This window comes from Agromyces sp. S2-1-8, assembly GCF_021129215.1.
GTDB classification, from domain to species: domain Bacteria; phylum Actinomycetota; class Actinomycetes; order Actinomycetales; family Microbacteriaceae; genus Agromyces; species Agromyces chromiiresistens.
In genome coordinates, this window is record NZ_JAJOLP010000001.1 from 2,767,205 (window position 1) to 2,787,181 (window position 19,977).

At 70.4% G+C, this 19,977-nt stretch carries 18 protein-coding genes; 9 read left to right on the forward strand and 9 right to left on the reverse strand.

All coding sequences use genetic code 11. The features are described 5' to 3' along the window. Positions 1 to 18 precede the first annotated feature (18 nt). From LR269_RS12655 to LR269_RS12680, 6 genes are all read right to left on the reverse strand, one after another. Entirely contained in the window at positions 19 to 972 is a 954-nt protein-coding gene (locus LR269_RS12655; protein ID WP_231431128.1) for an NAD(P)-dependent oxidoreductase, read from the reverse strand. Continuing rightward, entirely contained in the window at positions 969 to 1,823 is an 855-nt protein-coding gene (locus tag LR269_RS12660; RefSeq protein ID WP_231431129.1) for an ATP-binding cassette domain-containing protein, read from the reverse strand. Before LR269_RS12660 ends, LR269_RS12655 begins: the two co-directional genes overlap by 4 nt. Then, positions 1,823 to 3,520 carry an ABC transporter ATP-binding protein gene (locus LR269_RS12665; protein ID WP_231431130.1) on the reverse strand — a complete coding sequence of 566 codons (1,698 nt, stop codon included), beginning with the start codon at positions 3,518 to 3,520 and terminating at the stop codon, positions 1,823 to 1,825. Before LR269_RS12665 ends, LR269_RS12660 begins: the two co-directional genes overlap by 1 nt. After that, positions 3,517 to 4,590, reverse strand: coding sequence for an ABC transporter permease (locus tag LR269_RS12670; protein WP_231431131.1), 1,074 nt, complete (start codon positions 4,588 to 4,590; stop codon positions 3,517 to 3,519). The genes LR269_RS12665 and LR269_RS12670 overlap by 4 nt, the downstream gene beginning before the upstream one ends. Before the next feature lies 1 nt (position 4,591). Beyond that, a complete protein-coding gene (locus tag LR269_RS12675; RefSeq protein ID WP_231431132.1) occupies positions 4,592 to 5,686 on the reverse strand; it encodes an ABC transporter permease in 1,095 nt (364 codons plus the stop codon). Between the two features lie 96 nt (positions 5,687 to 5,782). Further along, positions 5,783 to 7,414 (reverse strand): ABC transporter substrate-binding protein, encoded by a 1,632-nt coding sequence (locus LR269_RS12680; protein WP_231431133.1) that lies wholly within the window; start codon positions 7,412 to 7,414, stop codon positions 5,783 to 5,785. Between the two features lie 423 nt (positions 7,415 to 7,837). Here LR269_RS12680 and LR269_RS12685 point away from each other — a divergent pair, with 423 nt between their 5' ends. From LR269_RS12685 to LR269_RS12695, 3 genes are all read left to right on the forward strand, one after another. Next, positions 7,838 to 9,991, forward strand: coding sequence for a hypothetical protein (locus LR269_RS12685; RefSeq protein WP_231431134.1), 2,154 nt, complete (start codon positions 7,838 to 7,840; stop codon positions 9,989 to 9,991). Positions 9,992 to 10,119: 128 nt separating this feature from the next. After that, complete coding sequence (locus LR269_RS12690; RefSeq protein WP_231431135.1) at positions 10,120 to 10,590, forward strand: hypothetical protein; 471 nt, start codon at positions 10,120 to 10,122, stop codon at positions 10,588 to 10,590. Continuing rightward, positions 10,587 to 11,153: a TlpA disulfide reductase family protein gene (locus LR269_RS12695; RefSeq protein WP_231431136.1), complete on the forward strand. Its 567-nt coding sequence runs from the start codon at positions 10,587 to 10,589 to the stop codon at positions 11,151 to 11,153. Before LR269_RS12690 ends, LR269_RS12695 begins: the two co-directional genes overlap by 4 nt. Positions 11,154 to 11,156: 3 nt before the next feature. On the opposite strand, the gene dnaG is transcribed toward LR269_RS12695, so the two are convergent. From dnaG to dusB, 3 genes are read right to left on the reverse strand one after another with little or no spacing between them, the layout of a single operon-like run. After that, on the reverse strand, positions 11,157 to 13,013 hold the full coding sequence (gene dnaG, locus LR269_RS12700; protein WP_231431137.1) for a DNA primase: 1,857 nt from the start codon (positions 13,011 to 13,013) through the stop codon (positions 11,157 to 11,159). Positions 13,014 to 13,063: 50 nt separating this feature from the next. After that, a complete protein-coding gene (locus LR269_RS12705) occupies positions 13,064 to 14,320 on the reverse strand; it encodes a deoxyguanosinetriphosphate triphosphohydrolase (RefSeq protein WP_231431138.1) in 1,257 nt (418 codons plus the stop codon). A gap of 1 nt (position 14,321) precedes the next feature. Continuing rightward, the gene (dusB, locus tag LR269_RS12710) at positions 14,322 to 15,491 is read right to left on the reverse strand and encodes a tRNA dihydrouridine synthase DusB (protein WP_231431139.1); all 1,170 of its coding nucleotides are present in this window, start codon (positions 15,489 to 15,491) and stop codon (positions 14,322 to 14,324) included. A 93-nt stretch (positions 15,492 to 15,584) separates the two neighbouring features. Here dusB and LR269_RS12715 point away from each other — a divergent pair, with 93 nt between their 5' ends. The 6 genes from LR269_RS12715 (at position 15,585) to LR269_RS12740 (ending at position 19,977) form a co-directional block, all read left to right on the forward strand. After that, the gene (locus LR269_RS12715) at positions 15,585 to 16,061 is read left to right on the forward strand and encodes an aminoacyl-tRNA deacylase (protein WP_231431140.1); all 477 of its coding nucleotides are present in this window, start codon (positions 15,585 to 15,587) and stop codon (positions 16,059 to 16,061) included. Positions 16,062 to 16,176: 115 nt separating this feature from the next. Next, a complete protein-coding gene (locus tag LR269_RS12720; protein WP_231431141.1) occupies positions 16,177 to 16,842 on the forward strand; it encodes a DsbA family protein in 666 nt (221 codons plus the stop codon). Then, positions 16,839 to 17,021: a hypothetical protein gene (locus LR269_RS12725; RefSeq protein WP_231431142.1), complete on the forward strand. Its 183-nt coding sequence runs from the start codon at positions 16,839 to 16,841 to the stop codon at positions 17,019 to 17,021. Before LR269_RS12720 ends, LR269_RS12725 begins: the two co-directional genes overlap by 4 nt. Positions 17,022 to 17,054: 33 nt before the next feature. Continuing rightward, positions 17,055 to 17,603, forward strand: a complete 549-nt coding sequence (locus LR269_RS12730) for an AAA family ATPase (protein WP_231431143.1) — start codon at positions 17,055 to 17,057, stop codon at positions 17,601 to 17,603. 43 nt (positions 17,604 to 17,646) lie between these two features. Beyond that, positions 17,647 to 18,213 (forward strand): PadR family transcriptional regulator, encoded by a 567-nt coding sequence (locus tag LR269_RS12735; protein WP_231431144.1) that lies wholly within the window; start codon positions 17,647 to 17,649, stop codon positions 18,211 to 18,213. 51 nt (positions 18,214 to 18,264) lie between these two features. Next, a complete protein-coding gene (locus LR269_RS12740) occupies positions 18,265 to 19,977 on the forward strand; it encodes an AarF/ABC1/UbiB kinase family protein (protein ID WP_231431145.1) in 1,713 nt (570 codons plus the stop codon).

Here is a 19,977-nt window from a genome sequence, read left to right on the forward strand (position 1 = left end):
ATGAAAGGGACGGGCGGGTCAGTACCCGGCATCGAGGTCGATGACCCCGTCGAATTCGCCCTCCCCGAGGAACGCGCGCACGTTGTGCTCGACGCGCTCGGCGAGCAGGGCGGGGGTCGTCGCGAGCGCGTCGGCCACGTGCGGCGTGATGAGGCAGTCGGGCGCGGACCACAGCGGGTGCCCGACCGGCAACGGCTCTGGATCGGTCACGTCGAGGCCCGCCCCGCCGAGGTGGCCCGAGGCGAGCGCGGTCACGAGCGCGTCGGTGTCGATGATCGGCCCGCGGCCGACGTTGACGACGACCGCACCGGGCGCCAGCGCCGCGAGCACGTCGGCGTCGACCAGCCCGCGGGTCTCGTCGGTGAGGGCCGCCGCCACGATGAGGACACCGGCGCCGGCCGCGACCTCGACGAGCCGATCGGTCGTCACGGTTCGCGCCGCACCCTCGAGGTCGCCGGCACGACGGCGCACGACCGACACCCGTGCCCCGAAGGGCACGAGCAGCCGCAGCAGCGCCGCGGTGATGCCGCCGGCGCCGATGACGACGACGTCCGCGCCGAACAGGCTCCGGCTCGATTCGTCGCGACGCCACTCGACGGCCCTGGCTCGCCGAGGAAGGCGTCGAAGCGCCGCGAGCGTCAGGGTCAGCGCGTGTTCGGCGACCGGTCGCGAGTAAACGCCCTTGCCGCTCGTCCAGGTGCGGCCGTCGCCGCGGACGCCCGCGAGCACGTCGGCGAATCCGTCGACCCCGGCCCACGGCAGCTGCACCCACTCGACGCCCGGCGCACGGCGCAGCACCTCGGCCAGGTCGTCGCCGCCCGACGAGGCGCTCCACACGATGCCGCGGGTGCGCTCGTCGAGCGGCCCGACGACCCCGCCCGCGCGTTCGACGGCCGCGACGAGTTCGGGGGCCGCCTCAGGCACGACGGCGATCGACGTGCCCGAGCGGCGCGCGCCCGAGGCATCCGTCATGCCAGCGGCTCGGCCAGGTCGTCGGTGATCGCGTGACCGTCGTCGAGCGCGCCGGCCAACGCCATCACGTACGGATGCCGCGGATCGTCGAACACCTCGTCGATCGTGCCGATCGCGACGAGCTCGCCACGATCGAGCACGGCGATGCGGTCCGCGGTGCTGCGCAGCACCGGCAGGTCGTGGCTGATGATCACCGCCGAGAAGGTGTGGTGGTCGCTGAGATCGCCGATGAGCTGGGCCACGACGTCGCGCACGCTGAGGTCGATGCCCGCCGTCGGCTCGTCGGCGATGAGCAGCGACGGACCGAGCACGAGCGCGCGGGCGAGTGCCACCCGCTGGCGCTGTCCGCTCGACAGCTCGAACGGGTACTTCTCGAGCATGCCGAGCGGCAGGCGTACCCCGTCGAGCATCGTCGCGACGCGTGTCGCGAGGGCCCTCCGGTTATACCGGTGATCCCGTTCGAGGATGGGGCCGCCGATGATCTCCGCGACGCTGCGATCCGAGGGCAGCGTCGAGGAGGCGTCCTGAGCGAGATAGCCGACGTGGAACCGGAACTCCGAGACCTTGCGCTTGGGCAGGCGGCGCAGGCCGTGCCCGAGCACGGTCGCCTCGCCGCCCGTGATCACCGGCCGCACCTCGGCCGAGCGCGGCTCGAGGGCGACGCCGGAGAGCACCTTCGCGAGGGTCGACTTGCCGCTGCCCGCGCTGCCGAGGAGGCCGAGCACCTCCCCCGGCGCGACCGTCAGCGAGACGCCGTGCAACGCGACGTGCGCGGGACTCGCGCCGTGCGCCGGGTACTCGATCGACAGATCGCTCAGCACGACCGGATAGCCGTGCGCGTTGCGGTGCATCAGTCCGCCTCCCGGAGCCGGCGCAGTTCCTCTCGACGTTCGGCCTGGGCACCCGGATCGGGCACGGGCAGGGAGGCGAGCAACCGCTGCGTGTAGGGATCGCGCGGAGCGCCGAGCACCTCGGCGCCCGTCCCCTCTTCGACGAGTTCCCCACGATAGAGCACCGCGATGCGATCGGCCAGCAGGTCGACGACCGCGAGGTCGTGGCTGATGAAGAGCGACGCGAAGCCGAACTCGCGCTGCAGCTCGTCGAAGAGCTCGAGCACGCGCGCCTGCACCGAGACGTCGAGCGCGCTCGTCGGCTCGTCGGCGATGAGCAGCTCGGGTTCGAGTGCGAGCGCGCGAGCTAGGCTCGCGCGCTGGCGTTGTCCGCCCGAGAGCTCGTGCGGGTAGCGGTCGCCGTAGGCGCGCGGCAGCTGCACCGCCTCGAGCAGTTCGTCGACCCGGTGACGCGCGTCGGCCGCGTTCTGCGCGCGACCGTGCACGACGAGCGGTTCGGCCACGCACTCCGCGATCGTGAGCAGCGGGTTGAAGCTCGACGCCGGGTCCTGGAAGACGAAGCCGATGCGGCTGCGGACCTGCCGGAACTCGCGTTCGCGGATGCCGTTCATCTCGTGGCCGAGCACGCTGAGCGATCCGCCGGTGACCTTCGTCAGGCCGGCGATCGCGCGACCGATCGTCGTCTTGCCGGAGCCCGACTCGCCGACGAGGCCGAGCACCTCGCCCGGGCGGATCACGAAGTCGACGCCGTTGACCGCGCGGAACCCCTGGCGGCCGAATCGGCCCGGATACGCGATCTCGAGCCCCTTCGCCTCGACGACGGGCGTCCCCTCGGCCCAGCCCTCGGGCCGGGCCGCAGCGCGGGCCGCGGTCTTCGCGGTGCCGGTGCCGACGTACGGCACCGCCGCGAGCAGGGCCTTCGTGTAGTCGTCCTGCGGATCCGCGAACAGCTGCTCGGCGGTCGCCTGCTCGACGACCTTGCCCTGGTACATCACGGCGACGCGGTCGGCGAGGTCGGCCACGACGCCCATGTTGTGGGTGATCAGCACGATGCCCATGTCGAACTCGTCACGGCAGCGACGGAGCAGGTCGAGGATCTCGGCCTGCACGGTGACGTCGAGGGCCGTCGTCGGCTCGTCGGCCACGATGAGCCCGGGGTCGAGCACGAGCGCCATCGCGATGACGATGCGCTGCTTCTGACCGCCGGAGAACTGGTGCGGGTAGTGGTCGATGCGCGTCTCGGGGTCGGGGATGCCGACCCGGCGCAGCACGTCGATCGCCTTCGCACGCGCGTCCTTCTTCGAGATCTCGGAGTGGGCGCGCAGCCCCTCGATGATCTGCCAGCCGACCGTGTACACGGGGTTCAGCGCAGTCGACGGCTCCTGGAAGACCATGGCGACATCGGCGCCGCGGATGTCGCGGAGCTTGCGCTTCGACACCGACACGATGTCGTGCTTGCCCGTGCCGGCCTTGTTCGACAGGATCACCGCGCCGCTCGCGGTCGCCGTCTCGGGCAGCAGCCCGAGGATCGTCTTCGCGGTCACGGTCTTGCCGCTGCCGGACTCCCCGACGATTGCGAGCACCTCGCCGCGCTCGACGCTCAGCGTGACATCGTCGACCGCCTTCACGGCGCCCGCGTCGGTCGAGAACGAGACGCCGAGGCGCTCGATGCTGACGACCGTGTTCGTCGTGCTCATCGCTCGACCTCGATTCCGTGCTCGTCGAAGGTGGCTTCGTCTTCGAGTCCGCGCAGGCCGCCCGGGCCGGCGACGAGCGTGCCGCCCGGCACGACCGAGGTCTCGGCGACTTCGCCGGCGGACTGGGCGACTCGCCGACGGCCGCGCAGGCGCGGGTCGGCGAGATCGTTGAGGCTCTCGCCCACGAGCGTGATGCCGAGCACGGCGAGCACGATCGCGAGGCCGGGGAACAGGGCGGTCCACCAGATGCCGCTCGTCACGTCGGCCACGGCCTTGTTGAGGTCGTAGCCCCACTCGGCCGCTGCGGTCGGCTCGATGCCGAAGCCGAGGAATCCGAGGCCGGCGAGCGTCAGGATCGCCTCCGAGGCGTTCAGCGTGAAGATGAGCGGCAGCGTTCGGGTCGCGTTGCGCAGCACGTGCCGGAACATGATGCGCGCGTGCGGCGCACCGAGCACCTTCGCCGACTCGACGTACGACTCGGCCTTGATGCGGACCGTCTCGGCCCTGATCACCCGGAAGTACTGCGGGATGAAGACGACGGTGATCGAGAGCGCAGCGGCGAGGATGCCACCCCAGAGGCTCGACTGACCGCCCGAGATCACGATCGAGAGCGAGATCGCGAGCAGCAGCGACGGGAAGGCGTAGATCGCGTCGCACACGACGACGAGCACTCGGTCGAACCAGCCGCCGAAGTAGCCCGAGACGAGGCCGAGCAGCACGCCGATGAACAGCGAGCACACGACGGCGACGATGATGACGAACAACGCCGTCTGGGCGCCCCAGAGCACGCGCGACAGGACGTCGAAGCCGCCCGAGGTGGTGCCCAGCAGGTGCTCGGCGGATGGCGGCTGCTGCGCGCCGAACCGGCCGTCGGGCCCACGCAGTTGCGCGAAGCCGTACGGCGAGATGACCGGTGCGAGCAGGGCCGTGAGCACGAACAGGGCCGTGATCACGAGGCCGGCGACGAGCATGCCGCGCTGCAGGCCGACGCTCTGCCGCAGCTGGTGGACGACCGGCAGGCGGTCGCGCAGGCGCCGCTTCGGCACCGCGGGAATGGAAGCCGTGGTCATCTCAGTACCTCACCCTCGGGTCGATGAAGGCTGCGATGATGTCGACGATGAAGTTCGTCAGCGCGACGATCACGGCGAGCAGCACGACGATGCCCTGCACCGCGACGAAGTCGCGCGCTTTCAGGAACTCGGCGAGCATGAAGCCCAGGCCCTTCCACTCGAAGGTCGTCTCGGTGAGCACCGCGCCGCCGAGGAGGAGCGCGATCTGCAGGCCGATGACCGTGATGATCGGGATGAGCGCCGGGCGGTACGCGTGCTTGCGCACGAGCCGGTACTCGCTCACACCGCGAGAACGCGCCGCGTCGACGTAATCGGTCGACAGGGTGCCGATGACGTTCGTGCGCACGAGCCGCAGGAAGATGCCGGCCGTCAGGAGTCCGAGCGCGATCGAGGGCAGGACGGCGTGCGCGAGCACGTCGCCGAGCACGGCCGGGTCGCCGGTCATGAGGGCGTCGATCGTGTAGAACCCGGTCGGATTCGGCAGCGTCTCGATCGCGATCGTCGCACCCGTCGAGGCGCGCCCGTTCACCGGGAGCACGCCGAGCCACACCGAGAACACGAGCTTCAGCAGGAGGCCCGAGAAGAACACGGGGGTCGCATAGCAGAGGATCGCGAAGACGCGGAGCGAGGCATCCTGCCCCTTGTCGCGGAAGTAGGCGGCGATGAGGCCGCCGGGGATGCCGATCAGGAAGGCGACGATGAGCGAGTAGAACGCGAGTTCCATCGTGGCGGCGCCGTAGGTGAAGAGCACCTCGGTGACGGGGCGGTTGTTCGTGAGCGTGGTGCCGAAGTCGCCCGTGAGCAACTGGCCGAGGTACTCGAAGTACTGCACGAAGAGCGGCCGGTCGAAGCCCGCGGCGTGGATGCGCTCGGCGAGCTGGTCGGGTGGCAGCTGCCCGCCGAACTTCGCGGTGATGGGGTCGCCGGTCGTGCGCATCAGCAGGAAGACCAGCGTCACGAGGATGAACACCGTCGGAATGATGAGCAGTGCCCGGATGATGATGTAGCGGCCGAGGCTGGGACCGCCCGAGGATCTCTTGGATCGCTTCGGTGCGGACTCGGCGCCGGTGGCGGGGGCCGTCGTCGTTGAGGTCAATGTTCGCCTATCGGGGGGTGGGTCTCGAAGTCGGGTGGCCCGCTCACGCATGAGCGGGCCACCCGTTTCATCGCTGAAGCGACTCTATCCGGCGGTTCAGCCCTTGGTGAGGGGCGCGAACCGGAACTTGAACGAACCGTCGAGGATGGCCCCGTCGATGTCGGTGCCCGTCACGACGACCTGCGCACCCTGGAGGAACGGCACGGTCGACAGGTCGGCCGCGACCTTGTTCTGGATCTCCTCGATGAGCGCGGTGCGTGCTGCCGGGTCGGGCGTCACGGCCTGCTCGAGGATGAGGTCGTTGACCTCCTGGTTGGCGTAGTGGTTGCTCAGGAAGTTCTCGATGAGGAAGAACGGCGTGAGGTAGTTGTCGGCGTCCGAGTAGTCGGGGAACCAGCCGAGCTGGTAGGCCGGGTACACATCGGCGACGCGGTCCTTCGAGTACTGCACGTACTCGGTGGACTGGAGGTCGACCTTGAACAGGCCGTCCGCCTCGAGCTGGTCCTTGATGAGCGCGTACTCGTCGCCGGAGCCGGGACCGTAGTGGTCGGTGTTGTACTGCAGGTGCAGCTCGACCGGGGTCTCGACTCCCGCCGCCTCGAGCGTCGCCTTCGCCTTCTCGGCGTCGGGGCCGCCCTGGCCGTCTCCGTAGAGGTCCTTCAGCGGCTCGATCGCGCCGGCCAGGCCCTCGGGGACGTACGAGTACAGCGGGGTGTAGGTGCCCTTGTAGACCTGCTCGCTCAGCGCGTCGCGGTCGATGAGGTCGGCGAGCGCCTGACGCACCGCGAGCGCCTTGGCCGGGTCGGCCTCGGCGGTCTTCGCACCGTACGGCTGGGTGTCGAAGTTGAAGACGATGTAGCGGATCTCACCGCCGGGGCCGTCGACGACCTTGACCTTGTCGTTGCCCTTGAGGTCGTCGATGTCGGTCGCCGAGAGGCTGCGGTAGGCGACGTCGATGCCGCCCTCCTGCACGTCGAGCTTCATGTTCGACGAGTCGGCGTAGTACTTCAGGTTGATCGTGTCGGTCGCCGCCGGGTCGAGCAGGCCCTTGTAGTTCGGGTTCTTCTCGAACGAGATCAGGTTGTTGAAGTCGTAGCTCTTGATCGCGTACGGGCCGCCGAACGCGTTCGCCGCGACGATGTCGTCGTCGCTCGTCAGCGCGTCGGCCGAGAACGACTCCTCGTCGACGATGGCGCCGGGGAAGCTCGTCAGGATCTGCGGGAAGACCTGGTCGTTCTCCGCCTTGAGGTGGAACACGACGGTGGTGTCGTCGGGAGTCTCGACCGAGTCGAGGTTGTAGAGCAGACTCGATGCGCCGTTGGGGTCGGCGATCTTGAGCTGGCGGTCGAACGAGAACTTCACGTCGGACGACGTGAGGTCGTTGCCGTTGGCCCACTTGAGCCCCGCCGGAAGGGTGACCGTGTACTCCGTGGGCGCCGTGAACTCGGCGCTCTCGGCGAGGTCGGGCACGACGTCGGTGCTCTCGTAGTCGGTGTTCAGCAGGTACGGGAACACCTGCGTCTGCACCGCGAGCGAACCGTTGTCGTACGAGCCGGCCGGGTCGAGCGCGGTGACCTTGTCGGTGGTGCCGACGGTGATCGTGCTGCCCGAGGCGCCGTCGCCGTTGTCGCCGCCGCCGGCCGAGCAGCCGGCCAACGCGAGCGTGGCGACCGAGAGCCCGGCAGCCGCGATGAGCGCGCGGCGTCCGTTCTTGGATGCGGATGTCATATCCGTCTACCTCTTCCTGTCAGGACTGAAGCGCACCGCGGCGTCCACGGCGCGTTCTCGTATCCCAGAGTTAGCACACGGACCGGTCGCGGCGCATTGGCGGGCCTCCCTCGCCCGCAATGTTTATTGATCTGCAATCTTCCGCGCAACGGATCGGCGTGATGCCACTCAGGACGCCGGATTCCGCTGTTCCACGCGCATCGGCCGATGCATCCGCGGCACTCGGCACGACTGCACTGTTCGGGAATACCGATGCATAACCATCGGAATCTCCCATGCGTTGAAACGGTCGAATCCCTGTCGCGCGGGATCTCGTCGGTGAAAGGATCCGGGGAATCACCTAGCCGGCGGCTATGTGCCGCCTCCACACGTGATGCATGCGGGCTGCATCGTCCCGCGAGAGACACGATCTGGGAGGTTCACGTGTCACGACACCAACACCGACGCAGAATTGGGATCCGACGGGGCGGACTCGCCGTCGCCGCGGCCTTGGGCGTCATCACGCTCGCGACCGTCTCGAGCGGGGCCGCGATGGCGGCGCCGCCCGACTCGTTCGACCCAGCGGTGCTCGACCCCGTCGACCCGCAGCACTGGGAGAACATGGACGACATGACCTGGGACGACTACGTCGGCGTCCCCGGCACCGACTGGGCGAGCGACACCGAGGGGTCGGAGCGGCAGTTCAACGGCGCGATCGTGCTGCTCGACTTCGAGAACCAGCCGTTCCTCGTCACCCAGCCCGAGGGTTCGCACCCCTTCGGCGACCCGTCGGGGCTCGCGAACGGTCTCGACCGCGAGGACGTGCCGCAGTTCTACCTCGACCTGTTGAACACGCCCAATGAGCTCAACCACGGCCGCACCATCAACGACTACTGGATGGAGCAGTCGGGTGGTCGGCTCAGCGTGCAGATGGAGGCGTTCGGTCCGTACCAGCTCCCCGGCAACATCGAGGAGTACGGCCTGAACGACTCGTTCAACAAGCCGAATGCGGCGTACTGCCCGCAGGGCGAGTCGTGCGACAAGGTGCTGCGCACCGACGCGCTCGCGCTCTGGGGTGCCGACCTCGGCGTGCCGGACCCGCTCAAGGAGTTCGACCAGGTGTTCTACATCACGGCCGGGCACGACGAGTCGTCGACGTGGGAGGAGTTCGGGCAGATGCTGTTCGAGTCGCCCGAGGACGTCACCGACGACTTCGGCCCGCCGCGCGACGAGAACGGCCAGGCGCTCGACCAGAACGGACAGCCGATGGCCAACTGGGCGAAGACCCGCTACATCCCGTGGACGTCGTGGCAGGCCGCGATCAACCACTGGCCGAACGCGAACTTCCCGTCCAACGGCCGCGCCGGCAACTCGACGCAGGCCGAGTCCTCGGGCATGGGCACCTTCGCGCACGAGTTCTCGCACATCCTCGGGATCTCCGACAACTACGGCAACCCGTACGGCACCGAGGCCGACGACGGCGGTCCGCTCCGTGACACGAGCGGCCCGTTCGACGTGCTCGCGCGCGGCTCGTTCAACGGTCCCGGCGGCACGCACGAGCGCTGGAGCGTTCCGTCGGTCGCCGGCGGCTCGCAGCCCGCGGGCGTCGCGCTGCGCAACCGCATCAAGCTCGGGATCATCGACCCGTCGAACTACCTGAACCTGCAGGAGTCCGAGCTCGACGCGCTCGGTTCGGTGGTCACCGAGGTCACCTCGCGCGCGGTCATGCGGCCGGGCGAGCTCACCGGCATCAACCTCGTGTTCGACAAGCCCGACGCTGCGGCGGCCGACAACTCGACCGGCACGTGCACCCGACGGGCGCAGTTCGACTGCGACGGCGGCTCGTTCGACAACTACACCGTCGAGGTCATCGACCGGATGGGCACGGACTCGTTCCAGCCCGACCACGGCGTGATGATCGCGAAGACGAAGAACCAGGACCGCAACCCGTTCATCTGGACGGTCGACGCGAACCCGCAGAACATCGACACGGTCGACTACGTCCGCCCGGACGGCACGCCGATCATGATCACGCGTGGCGACCAGCGTCAGCTGAACGATGCGCTGTTCCATGCCGGCAACGACTCGGGCTCGGAGTACGAGTACGTCGACGAGGCCAACGGGCTGCACTTCTACATCCTGAACATGGAGCGCGACGACGACGGCATCCTGTCGTACGACGTGGCGGTGCGCTCGACGGTGAGCGCGGGCCCCCAGGCCCGCGGCGTCGATCTCGGAAAGGCGATCGTGAAGGGCGACCTCGCGTCCATGCACGGTCAGGCGCAGGCCAAGGGCGTCTCGATCGCGCAGTGCCAGGTGCCGCTGACCAACACGGGTGACGCCGTCGCCGACGCGAAGGCGAACAGCGACATCTACCGTCTCACGACGTCGATCGACGGCCGCGGCTGGTCGGTGAACACTCCGAGCAGCATCGTCTCCGCCGCCGCCGGCGAGACGATCACCGTTCCGGTCTACGCCTCCCGGGGTGCGGACGCCGCCCGTGACGCCACCGTCACGGTCACCGCGACGTCCGAGAACGACCCCTCGGCGACCGAGACGATCACCTGCGAACTCGACGCACCGGGCAACGCCCGCTGAGTCGGGCGCATCGATCGGCGACCCGCGGAACCGGAACCCCTCGGTTCCGGTTCCGCGGGCGCACCGTCGGCGATCGTGCTCGACCGACCACGACCACGCCCGCCCGACCGCGGGCCGCAGGAGGCGACATGGCATTCCGACCGATCCCCCGCGCGACGCTGTGCGCCGCGCTCGCCCTGTCCGCCGCCGCGCTCGCCGGGTGCGCCTCCCCCGGTGACGCGGCCGGAGGCGAGGTCCAGCTCGTCGTTCGCGACGGCAGCCTTCGGGAACTCGGCGCCGTCTGCTCGGGCGCGAGGCCCTACCTCGGGTTCCACAAGGGCGCCGAGCTCGCACTCATCGACGCCGACGGCCGGGAGTCCTACCACGCGGTGCTCGGCGACGGCGAGGCGGTGAAGGTCGACGACATCGACTACGGCACCGCCCCGCGAATCCCGACCTTCTGCCGCTTCGTGCTCGATGCCGCGACCCTCGAGAGCGGCACGTACAGCGTGAGCATCGACGGCGACGTCGTCGCCGAGCACGTCGTGGACGGACCTGCGACCATGATCTTCGTGCCGGCCCTCGCGTCGGTCGACCCGTCCTCCGAAGGAGCAGAATGACGCCGCCCCGATCAGCCGCAGTGTTCACCGTCGTCGCCGCGCTCGTGCTCATGATGACCGCCTGCGCGTCAGGGCCAAGGGGCGGCGCCGACCGGCTCCCCGGGCAGCTCCCCGCCGACGCGTCGTTCGCTGCGGTCGACGGCGCCCCCGACGCGCCCGCGCTCGACGGCCGACTCGTCGACGACACCCGCGTCGATCTCGAGGCGCTCGCGGCCGGTCGACCGCTCATCGTGCAGTTCATGGCGAGTTGGTGCACGAGTTGCGCCGAGCAGCAGTCGGTGATCTCCACGATCGCCGACGAGTACGGCGACGCCATCGCGATCGTGCAGGTCTCGGGCGACCGCGACGTCGCGGAGCTCACGAGCTACCTCGATGAGCAGCAAGTCGACCAGCCCGTGATCGTCGACCCCGATCTCCAGATCTGGCGCTCCTTCGCCGTCACCGAACCGCCCATGACCGCGTTGATCGACGCGGAGGGCCACCTCGCCAAGCTCTGGCCCACGGGCGCCGACGCCGACACGATCCGCGAGCAGCTCGACGCGATCGTGCTCACCGCGGGCTGAGCGCTACTCGGCGCGAAGGGCCCGCCGCTCCTGCTCGAGCTCGACGAGCGCGCGCTGCAGTGCCGAGTACGTCGCCTGATCGGCCCGGTCGAGCCGCTGCAGGCGGCCGAGCAGCTCCGATTTCTGCCGCAGCAGCTCGCGGTCGACGAGCGCGCTGACGACGCCTTGCACATACGCCTCGAGCTCGGCGTCGCTGCGCTGCGGCACCGGCAGTACCGCGAGCTGCTGCACGACGCCGGCGAACGGCTGCGGCACCTCGGCGATGACCCGGTCGACGCGCACGACGGGGTCGGTGGAGCCGAGCACCGAGGCGATGCCGTCGCGCACGACGGCGAGCGTCGCGTCGCCGAAACGCGAGTCGACGGCATGGCGCAGCAGGTCGTCGCCCACGCGTTCGGGGAACTGCAGCATCACCTGCAGGGCGTCGCGCTCGAGCCTCGTCGACGGGTCGCGCGGCAGCGCGGTGATCGAGAACGGCCGGTCGTCGCCGTCGGTCGCGGCCACCCGGGGTGTGGATGCCTCGGCCCGCGCGGTCGCGCCGCGATCGCGGCCCGCAGCCGCGCGCACGGCGCGCGTCACCTCGCCGAGCTCCATGCCGAGCATGCGGGCGAGCTCTCGGGTGTAGCCGGGGCGGATCGACGCATCGCGGATGTCGGCGACGACCGGGGCCGCTGCGCGGAGCGCGCCGACCCGGCCCTCGACGGTCTCGAGATCGAAGCGGGCGAGCGTGTGCCGGATCACGAAGTCGAACATCGGGGTGCGCGACTCGACCAGGGCGCGCACGGCGGCGTCGCCGCGGGCGAGGCGCAGGTCGCACGGGTCGAGCCCGTCGGGGGCGACCGCGACGAAGGTCTGGGCGGCGAACCGCTGCTCTTCGGCGAACGCGCGCATGGCCGCCTTCTGCCCCGCCTCGTCGCCGTCGAACGTGAAGACGACCTCGCCGACGCCAGAGTCGTCGAGCACGCGCCGCAGCACCTTGATGTGATCGACGCCGAACGACGTGCCGCACGTCGCGATCGCGGTCGTCACCCCGGCCAGGTGGCAGGCCATCACGTCGGTGTACCCCTCGACGACGACCACCCGTTGCGACCGGGAGATCTCGCGCTTGGCGAGGTCGAGTCCGTACAGCACCTGCGCCTTGTGGTAGACCGCGGTCTCGGGGGTGTTGAGGTACTTGGGGCCCTTGTCGTCGTCGAGCAGGCGCCGCGCACCGAAGCCGACGGTCTGCCCGGTGACGTCGCGGATGGGCCAGACGAGCCGGCCGCGGAACCGGTCGTAGACGCCGCGGTCGCCCTGCGACACGAGTCCGGCCGCCGCGAGCTCCTCGGTCGAGTACCCGCGACCGCGCAGGTGGTTCGTGAGCGAGTCCCAGCTCTTCGGCGCGAACCCGACGCCGAACCGTCGGGCCGCCTCGGCGTCGAAGCCGCGCTCGCCGAGGAACCGCCGCCCGATGTCGGCCGCCGGCTGCACCAGCTGCTCGACGAAGAACTCGGCGGCCGCCTGGTTCGCGGCGAGCAGTCGCGCCCGGTTGCCGTGGTCGGCGGCGGGCCCGCCGTCTTCGTAGTGCAGTTCGAAGCCGATGCGACCGGCGAGGCGTTCGACCGCCTCGGTGAACGACACGTGATCGATCTTCTGGAGGAAGCTGTAGACGTCGCCCGACTCGCCGCAGCCGAAGCAGTGGTAGTAACCGACGCCGGGCCGCACGTTGAAGCTCGGGCTGCGCTCGTCGTGGAACGGGCAGAGGCCCTTCAGCGAACCGACGCCGGCCGACTTGAGGCTCACGTGCTCGCCGATGATGTCGGCGATGTTCGTGCGGGCCTTCACCTCTTCGACATCGCTCTGTCGAATCCGGCCCGCCATGCTCACATCCTATTCGTCCTCGGTCGTCGTGGTTCCGTCGTCGTGCGCAATCAGTGCCGCACGAGCCGTTCGTGCCAGCTCAGCGCCGACTGGTCGGTCAGGCTCGCGACCTGGTCGACGACGACGCGCCTGCGCGCCTGGTCGTCGTCGGCGGCGGCCCAGTCTTCGGCGAAGCCGGCGTCGAGATGCCGGTCACCCGTCGCGTAGAGCACGTCGGCGAGCGACGCGAGCACCTCGCGCTGCTGCACGTAGATCGGCTGCCGGGTGTTGCGCGACATCACGAACGCCGCGACGATGCCCTTCAGCACGGCGATCTCGGCCTGGATCTCGCGCGGCACGACGACGTCGGCGTCGAAGCGGATGAGGCTCGCGAGCGGGAACGCGGAGCGCGTCGCCGCCGTCGCGGCGTGCGCGAAGCGGCCGATGAGCTGGCTCGTGAGGTTCTTGAGCCGTGACTGGTCGCGCCTGCTGCCCGACCACTCGTCGAGCCAGACGTCGAGCGAGTCGAGCCGGTCGAACGCGGCGATGAGCTCGTCGTGCGGGATCGCCCCGCCGATCCACTCGTACATCGACGAGACGAGCTCGTCGTGGTCGACCCGGGCGCCGAGCGCTTCGACGTCGATGTACCCGTTGACGATGGCGTCCTCGAAGTCGTGCACGGAGTAGGCGATGTCGTCGGAGAGGTCCATCACCTGCGCCTCGATGCAGAGGCGCCGCTCGGGCGCCCCGGCGCGCAGCCACTCGAACACGGCGACGTCGTCGTGGTAGAACCCGAACTTCTGCCGCCCCGACGGGTCGGCGACGCCCGACGCCTCCGGCCACGGGTACTTGCAGCTCGCGTCGAGACTCGCCCGGGTGAGGTTGAGGCCGTAGCTTCGGCCGTCGGCGCCGAACACCTTCGGCTCGAGCCGGGTGAGCAGCCGCAGCGTCTGCGCGTTGCCCTCGAACCCGCCGATGTCGGCGGCCCAGGTGTTGAGCGCCTTCTCGCCGTTGTGCCCGAACGGAGGGTGGCCGAGGTCGTGCGCGAGGCACGCCGTGTCGACGACGTCGGGGTCGAGGCCGAGGTTGTCGGCGAGTTCGCGGCCGATCTGGGCCACCTCGAGCGAGTGGGTCAGCCGGTTGCGGGCGAAGTCGATGCCGGCCGTCGGACTCAGCACCTGGGTCTTCGCGGCGAGGCGGCGCAGGGCGCTCGAATGCAGCAGGCGCGCCCGGTCGCGCGCGAAGTCGCTGCGCCGGGAGTAGTGCTCCTCGGGCAGCATCCGCTCGCTGTCGGCGGCCTCGTAGCCGCCGAAGAGTCGCGCCGCCATCTCAGCCGCCGCTCGTGTCGAGCTCGGCGTCGACGAGGGTCACCCGATCGTGGCCCTCGAGCTCCTGCGAGGCGAGCCAGCCGTCGGGCAGCGACGGGTTCTTCGGCGTGCCGGCCCGACCGCGCGGGCCCTCGGCGCCCTCGCCCGGGTACGGCATCGTCCAGTCGAGCGTGCCGAGCAGGTCGTCGAGCATCGCGAGCGACTCGACGGTCGCGAGGCGGGCGCGCAGGTCGCCGCCGACCGGGTACCCCTTGAAGTACCAGGCGACGTGCTTGCGGATGTCGCGGCAGCCGCGTTCTTCGCTGTCGAAGAAGTCGGTCAGCAGCTCGGCGTGCCGCCGGAACGTCTGCGCGACCTGCCCGAGCGACGGCCGGAAGAGCGCGTCGTCGCCGTCGGCGAGCTCGCCGCGGAAGCCCGCCGCGAGATCGCCGAAGAGCCACGGGCGACCGAGGCATCCGCGCCCCACCACGACGCCGTCGCACCCGGTCTCGTCGACCATGCGCAGGGCGTCGCCCGCCGACCAGATGTCGCCGTTGCCGAGCACGGGCACGCTCGTGACCGTCTCTTTGAGCTTCGTGATCGCCGACCAGTCGGCCTGGCCCGAGTAGAACTCGGCCGCGGTGCGCGCGTGCAGGGCGACGGCCGCGACGCCGGCGCCCTCGGCGATGCGGCCGGCCTCGAGGTAGGTCAGGTGGTCGGAGTCGATGCCCTTGCGCATCTTCACTGTGAGCGGGGTGTCGCCCGCCGCCTTCACCGCGCCTTCGACGATGTCGCGGAAGAGCCCGCTCTTCCACGGCAGGGCGGCACCGCCGCCCTTGCGGGTCACCTTCGGCACGGGGCACCCGAAGTTGAGGTCGATGTGGTCGGCCCGGTCTTCGGCGACGAGCATGGTGACCGCCTCGGCGACCGTCTTGGGATCGACGCCGTACAGCTGGATCGACCGCGGCGTCTCGGACTCGTGGTGCGTGATGAGCCGCATCGACTCGGGCGTGCGCTCGACGAGCGCGCGCGACGTGATCATCTCGGAGACGTAGAGGCCGGCGCCGAACTCGCGGCAGAGCCGCCGGAACGCGGTGTTCGTGATGCCGGCCATCGGCGCGAGCACGACGGGCACGTCGAGCTCGAGGTCGCCGATCGTGAGCGGACCGCGGGTGAGGGTGGTGGAAGACATCACCGACGATTCTCCCAGAGTTCTGCGCCGCCTCGCCCGCCGCGCCCGTGCGAGCCTAGGATTTCGAGCAGACGAGCCACTGGGGAGGACGAGATGGCGGAACTCACGGGCACCGAACGGGTGCGTGCCGACGCCGAGGCGCGCGGCCTCGAGGTCGAGATCATCGAGCGGCCCGCCGCGCGCAGCCTCGAGGAGGCGGCGGAGCTCATGGGCATCTCCCCCGGCGACATCGTGAAGTCGCTCGTCGTCAAGCGCAGCGACGGCAGCTTCCTGTTCGCGCTCGTGCCCGGCGGCCGCAAGATCAGCTGGCCGAAGCTGCGCGCCCTCGTCGGCGTCAACAAGCTGCAGCTGCCCGACGCGTCGCTCGCGCTCGCCGCGACGGGCTACGAGCGCGGCACCATCACCCCCCTCGGCTCGACCACCCCGTGGCCCGTGTACGTCGACGAGTCGGTCGCGGGCCGCCGCGTGTCGATGGGCGCCGGCGAGCACGGGCGGAGCCTCTTCGTCGACGCCGACGCCCTCATCGCCGCGTTCGATGCGACGGTCGCCGACCTCAGCGACCCCGAGTAACCGCCGTCGGCCATCGGCGGTGGCCGAACGGCGCGCACCGCGGTGGTCGAGGGGCGACGTGTGCCGAGCCCCGCCCGCGGGAATACCCCCTCCATCCGATGCGTTCGCATCCATCGTGAGTACTCCCATCAAGATCGACATCTGGTCCGACATCGCCTGCCCCTGGTGCTACATCGGCAAGCGCCACCTCGAAGCCGGCCTCGCCTCGCTCGGCGACGACGCGCCCGACGTCGAGATCGAGTACCACTCGTTCGAGCTCGCCCCCGACACGCCCGTCGACTTCGAAGGCAGCGAGGTCGACTTCCTCGCGAAGCACAAGGGCCTGCCGACCGAGCGCGTGCAGCAGATGCTGCAGCACGTCACCGGCGTCGCCGCGAACGCCGGCCTCGACTACGATTTCGACGCGCTCAAGCACACCAAGACGCTGAAGGCCCACGAGCTGCTGCACTTCGCGAAGTCGCAGGGTCGCCAGCTCGAGCTCTCCGAGATCCTCTTCAAGGCCTACTTCACCGACGGCCGCCACGTCGGCCGCGTCGACGAGCTCGTCGAGCTGGCCGCAGAAGCGGGTCTCGACGCCGACGCCGCGCGCGCGGCCCTCGAGTCGGGCCGCTACGCCGCCGACGTGCAGGCCGACATCGCCCAGGCGGGCGCCTACGGCATCAACGGCGTGCCGTTCTTCGTCTTCGAGGGCAAGTACGGCGTCTCGGGCGCACAGCCCGCCGAGGTCTTCGGCCAGGTGCTCACCCAGGTCGCGGGCGAGCGCGACGGCGCCGCCGCGTGAGCGTCGAGATCGAGGCGGATGCCACGGGCGCGGCGCCGCTCGCAGCGCCGGCGCAGGCCTTCCCGTCGGAGTCGCCTTCGGCCGAGGCATCCTCGCCCTTCACCATGGTGACCGACGCCGCCGGGGCCATGGTCTGCGAGGGCGACGTCTGCTACGTTCCGGGGCTCTCCGCCGAGTAGTCCGAGTCGCTCGGCGCTCGTTACAGTGGTCGGATGCCGGACTCCCCCGCCGTACCGCGACGCATCCTCGTGGCCGGGGCGAGCGGCGCGGGCAAGTCGACGCTCGCGCGACGCATCGCCGAGGCATCCGGTCTGCCCTACCAGGAGATCGATGCGCTGTTCCACGGACCAGACTGGACCGCGCGGCCGAGCTTCGCCGATGACGTCGACAGGTTCACGGCTCAAGCAGCGTGGGTGACCGAGTGGCAGTACGAGCCCGTGCGCGAGCTGCTCGCCGACCGGGCGCAGGTACTCGTCTTCCTCGACTATGCGCGTCCGCTCGTGATGCGACGGGTCATCGTGCGCACGGTGCGTCGCCGGCTGCGCCGCGAGGAGCTCTGGAACGGCAACACCGAGGGACCCTTGCGCACGTTCTTCACCGACCCCGAGCACATCGTGCGCTGGGCGTGGTCGACGCACGCCACTCGGGGCGCCCTCGTCGACGAGGCCGCAGCGCGGCGACCGCACCTCGAAGTAGTGCGCCTCCGGCGCCCGCGCGATGCCGAGGCATGGCTGGAGAAGACCTTCCGTTCCGCGCAGTAGCGATATATCGTTGAGTATCGTTCGCATGTCGCGGGAGGTCATCATGAATGGGAATCGTTCGACCGGCGGATTCGGCGGCCAGGGGTTCGGCGGAGCCGGGAACCCGGGCGCGGCGCTCTGGGAGGCGATGGAGCAGCTGCGCTCCTCGTTCGAACAGCGCCCCGGAATGAAGCGGATGTCGCGCGGCGACGTTCGCGCGGCCGTGCTGGCGCTCCTCTCCGAGCAGCCGATGCACGGCTACCAGATCATGCAGGAGATCGAGGAGCGCAGCGGCGGCTCGTGGAAGCCGAGCGCCGGATCCGTGTACCCGACGTTGCAGCTCCTCGCCGACGAGGGCCTGATCACCGCCTCCGAGCTGCAGGGGCGCAAGACCTACTCGCTCACGGAAGCCGGCCGTGCCGAAGCGGCGGCCGCCGCCGACCGCCCGGCACCGTGGGAGTCGCCCACCGCCCACGGGGGCGCCCACCGGGCCCTCTCGAAGGCGGGTGTCGAACTCGCCGCCGCCGCCGCGCAGGTCGGCCGGAGCGGGTCGCCCGAGCAGATCCAACAGGCGGTGACGGCGCTCGACGAGACGCGGCGCCGCCTCTACGCGATCCTGGCCGAGGGCTGATCGGGTGCCGGCCGGGATGCCGTGTCCTCCGCAACGCGAGAGGATGACGGCATGACCGACGGTGCCCACCGCGCCCGCTCCCGCCGCATCCTCGGGTTCGCCGCGCGCCGACTCGTGCAGCTCTGGTGGTACGAGCTCGTGCTGCCCAAGATCGGACTCTCGAGCGTCGCCGATCGCACGCGCGAGCGGCGGATGCGCCGGCTCGCCGAACGGTTCCGCACGCTCGCCGTCGAACTCGGCGGACTCATGATCAAGGTCGGGCAGTTCCTCTCCTCGCGGCTCGACGTGCTGCCGCCCGAGATCACCTCCGAGCTCGAGGGCCTGCAGGACGAGGTGCCGCCCGTGCCGTTCCCGGCGATCCGCGAGCTCGCCGAGGCCGAACTCGGGTCGCCGCTCGACCGCGTCTACGCATGGTTCGACGAGACGCCCGTCGCGGCGGCCTCCCTCGGACAGGCGCACCGGGCGCAGCTCTCCCCCGTCGACGCCGAAGAGACCGGGCTCGACGAGGTCGTCGTGAAGGTGCAGCGTCCCGGCATCGAGCAGATCGTCGGCGTCGACCTCGCCGCGCTGCGTCGCATCGCGGGCTGGCTCCGGCGCGTGCGCGTCGTCTCCGAGCACGTCGATGCGCCTGCGCTCGTCGAGGAGTTCGCGCAGACGAGCCTCGAGGAGATCGACTACCTGCACGAGGCGCAGAACGCCGAGCGCTTCGCCGAGTCGTTCGCGGGCGACCCGCGGGTCGACGCGCCCGCCGTGGTGTGGGAGCGAACCACCCGGCGCGTGCTGACCCTCGAAGATGTCACCGCGATCAAGATCAACGACGTCGAGGCGCTGCGCGCGGCCGGCATCCCGCCGACCGAGGTGGCCCGCGTGTTCGCCGAGGTGATGTTCGACCAGGTGTTCACCCACGCCTTCGTGCACGCCGACCCGCACCCCGGCAACATCTTCGTCACTCCGCTCGCCGACGGCGACGACGGCGCGCGCGAACCCGGGGAGCGAGGCATCCCGTGGCGTCTCACCTTCGTCGACTTCGGCATGATGGCCGAGGTGCCCGCCGAGCTGCGAGCCGGGCTGCGGATGCTCGTGATCGCGGTCGCCGGACGCGACGGTCGCGCGATGATCGAGGCCGCGCACGAGATCGGAGTGCTCATGCCCTCGGCCGACACGGCCGAGCTGGAGCGGGCGCTCACGCAGCTCTTCGAGCGCTTCGGCGGTATGGGCTTCGCACAGCTCAAGCAGGTCGATCCGCGCGAGTTCCGCGACTTCGGCGTCGAGTTCGGCGACGTCGTGCGCTCGCTCCCGCTGCAGCTGCCCGAGCACCTGCTGCTGCTGATCCGCGCGATGGCACTCACCTCGGGCATGTGCAGCGGGCTCGACCCCGAGTTCAACGTCTGGGACGCGGTCGAGCCGTACGCGTCGCAGTTGCTGCAGGAGGAGGGCGGCAACCTCGTCGAGGACCTCACCGGGCAGGCACTGTCGAGCGCCCGCCTGCTCTGGGGGATGCCGCAGCGCGTCGACGCCCTCATCACGAAGGCCGACCAGGGCCGCATGTCGTTCGACACCTCGCGCCTCGAGCGACGGCTCGACCGGGTCGAGGGCGTCGCCCGCCGAGTCGTGTCGGCCGTGCTGTTCGCCGCGCTGCTCATCGGCGGGGCGCTGCTCACGGCGTCGAACCCCGCCCTCGGCACGACGCTCGTCGCGCTGTCGGTGCTGCCGCTGCTGCACGCCCTGTTCGCGGGTGTCGCCGGGCGGATCCGGCGGCGATAG

Excerpts from the sequence above, each read along its gene's own strand:
- LR269_RS12695 (WP_231431136.1), top strand. The coding sequence starts at position 10,587 with ATGACGCCGCCCCGATCAGCCGCAGTGTTCACCGTCGTCGCCGCGCTC.
- LR269_RS12680 (WP_231431133.1), bottom strand. The coding sequence starts at position 7,414 with ATGACATCCGCATCCAAGAACGGACGCCGCGCGCTCATCGCGGCTGCC.
- LR269_RS12665 (WP_231431130.1), bottom strand. The coding sequence starts at position 3,520 with ATGAGCACGACGAACACGGTCGTCAGCATCGAGCGCCTCGGCGTCTCG.
- LR269_RS12670 (WP_231431131.1), bottom strand. The coding sequence starts at position 4,590 with ATGACCACGGCTTCCATTCCCGCGGTGCCGAAGCGGCGCCTGCGCGAC.
- LR269_RS12730 (WP_231431143.1), top strand. The coding sequence starts at position 17,055 with ATGCCGGACTCCCCCGCCGTACCGCGACGCATCCTCGTGGCCGGGGCG.
- LR269_RS12655 (WP_231431128.1), bottom strand. The coding sequence starts at position 972 with ATGACGGATGCCTCGGGCGCGCGCCGCTCGGGCACGTCGATCGCCGTC.
- LR269_RS12705 (WP_231431138.1), bottom strand. The coding sequence starts at position 14,320 with ATGGCGGCGCGACTCTTCGGCGGCTACGAGGCCGCCGACAGCGAGCGG.
- dusB (WP_231431139.1), bottom strand. The coding sequence starts at position 15,491 with ATGTCTTCCACCACCCTCACCCGCGGTCCGCTCACGATCGGCGACCTC.
- LR269_RS12690 (WP_231431135.1), top strand. The coding sequence starts at position 10,120 with ATGGCATTCCGACCGATCCCCCGCGCGACGCTGTGCGCCGCGCTCGCC.
- LR269_RS12735 (WP_231431144.1), top strand. The coding sequence starts at position 17,647 with ATGAATGGGAATCGTTCGACCGGCGGATTCGGCGGCCAGGGGTTCGGC.
- LR269_RS12660 (WP_231431129.1), bottom strand. The coding sequence starts at position 1,823 with ATGCACCGCAACGCGCACGGCTATCCGGTCGTGCTGAGCGATCTGTCG.
- LR269_RS12740 (WP_231431145.1), top strand. The coding sequence starts at position 18,265 with ATGACCGACGGTGCCCACCGCGCCCGCTCCCGCCGCATCCTCGGGTTC.
- LR269_RS12715 (WP_231431140.1), top strand. The coding sequence starts at position 15,585 with ATGGCGGAACTCACGGGCACCGAACGGGTGCGTGCCGACGCCGAGGCG.
- dnaG (WP_231431137.1), bottom strand. The coding sequence starts at position 13,013 with ATGGCGGGCCGGATTCGACAGAGCGATGTCGAAGAGGTGAAGGCCCGC.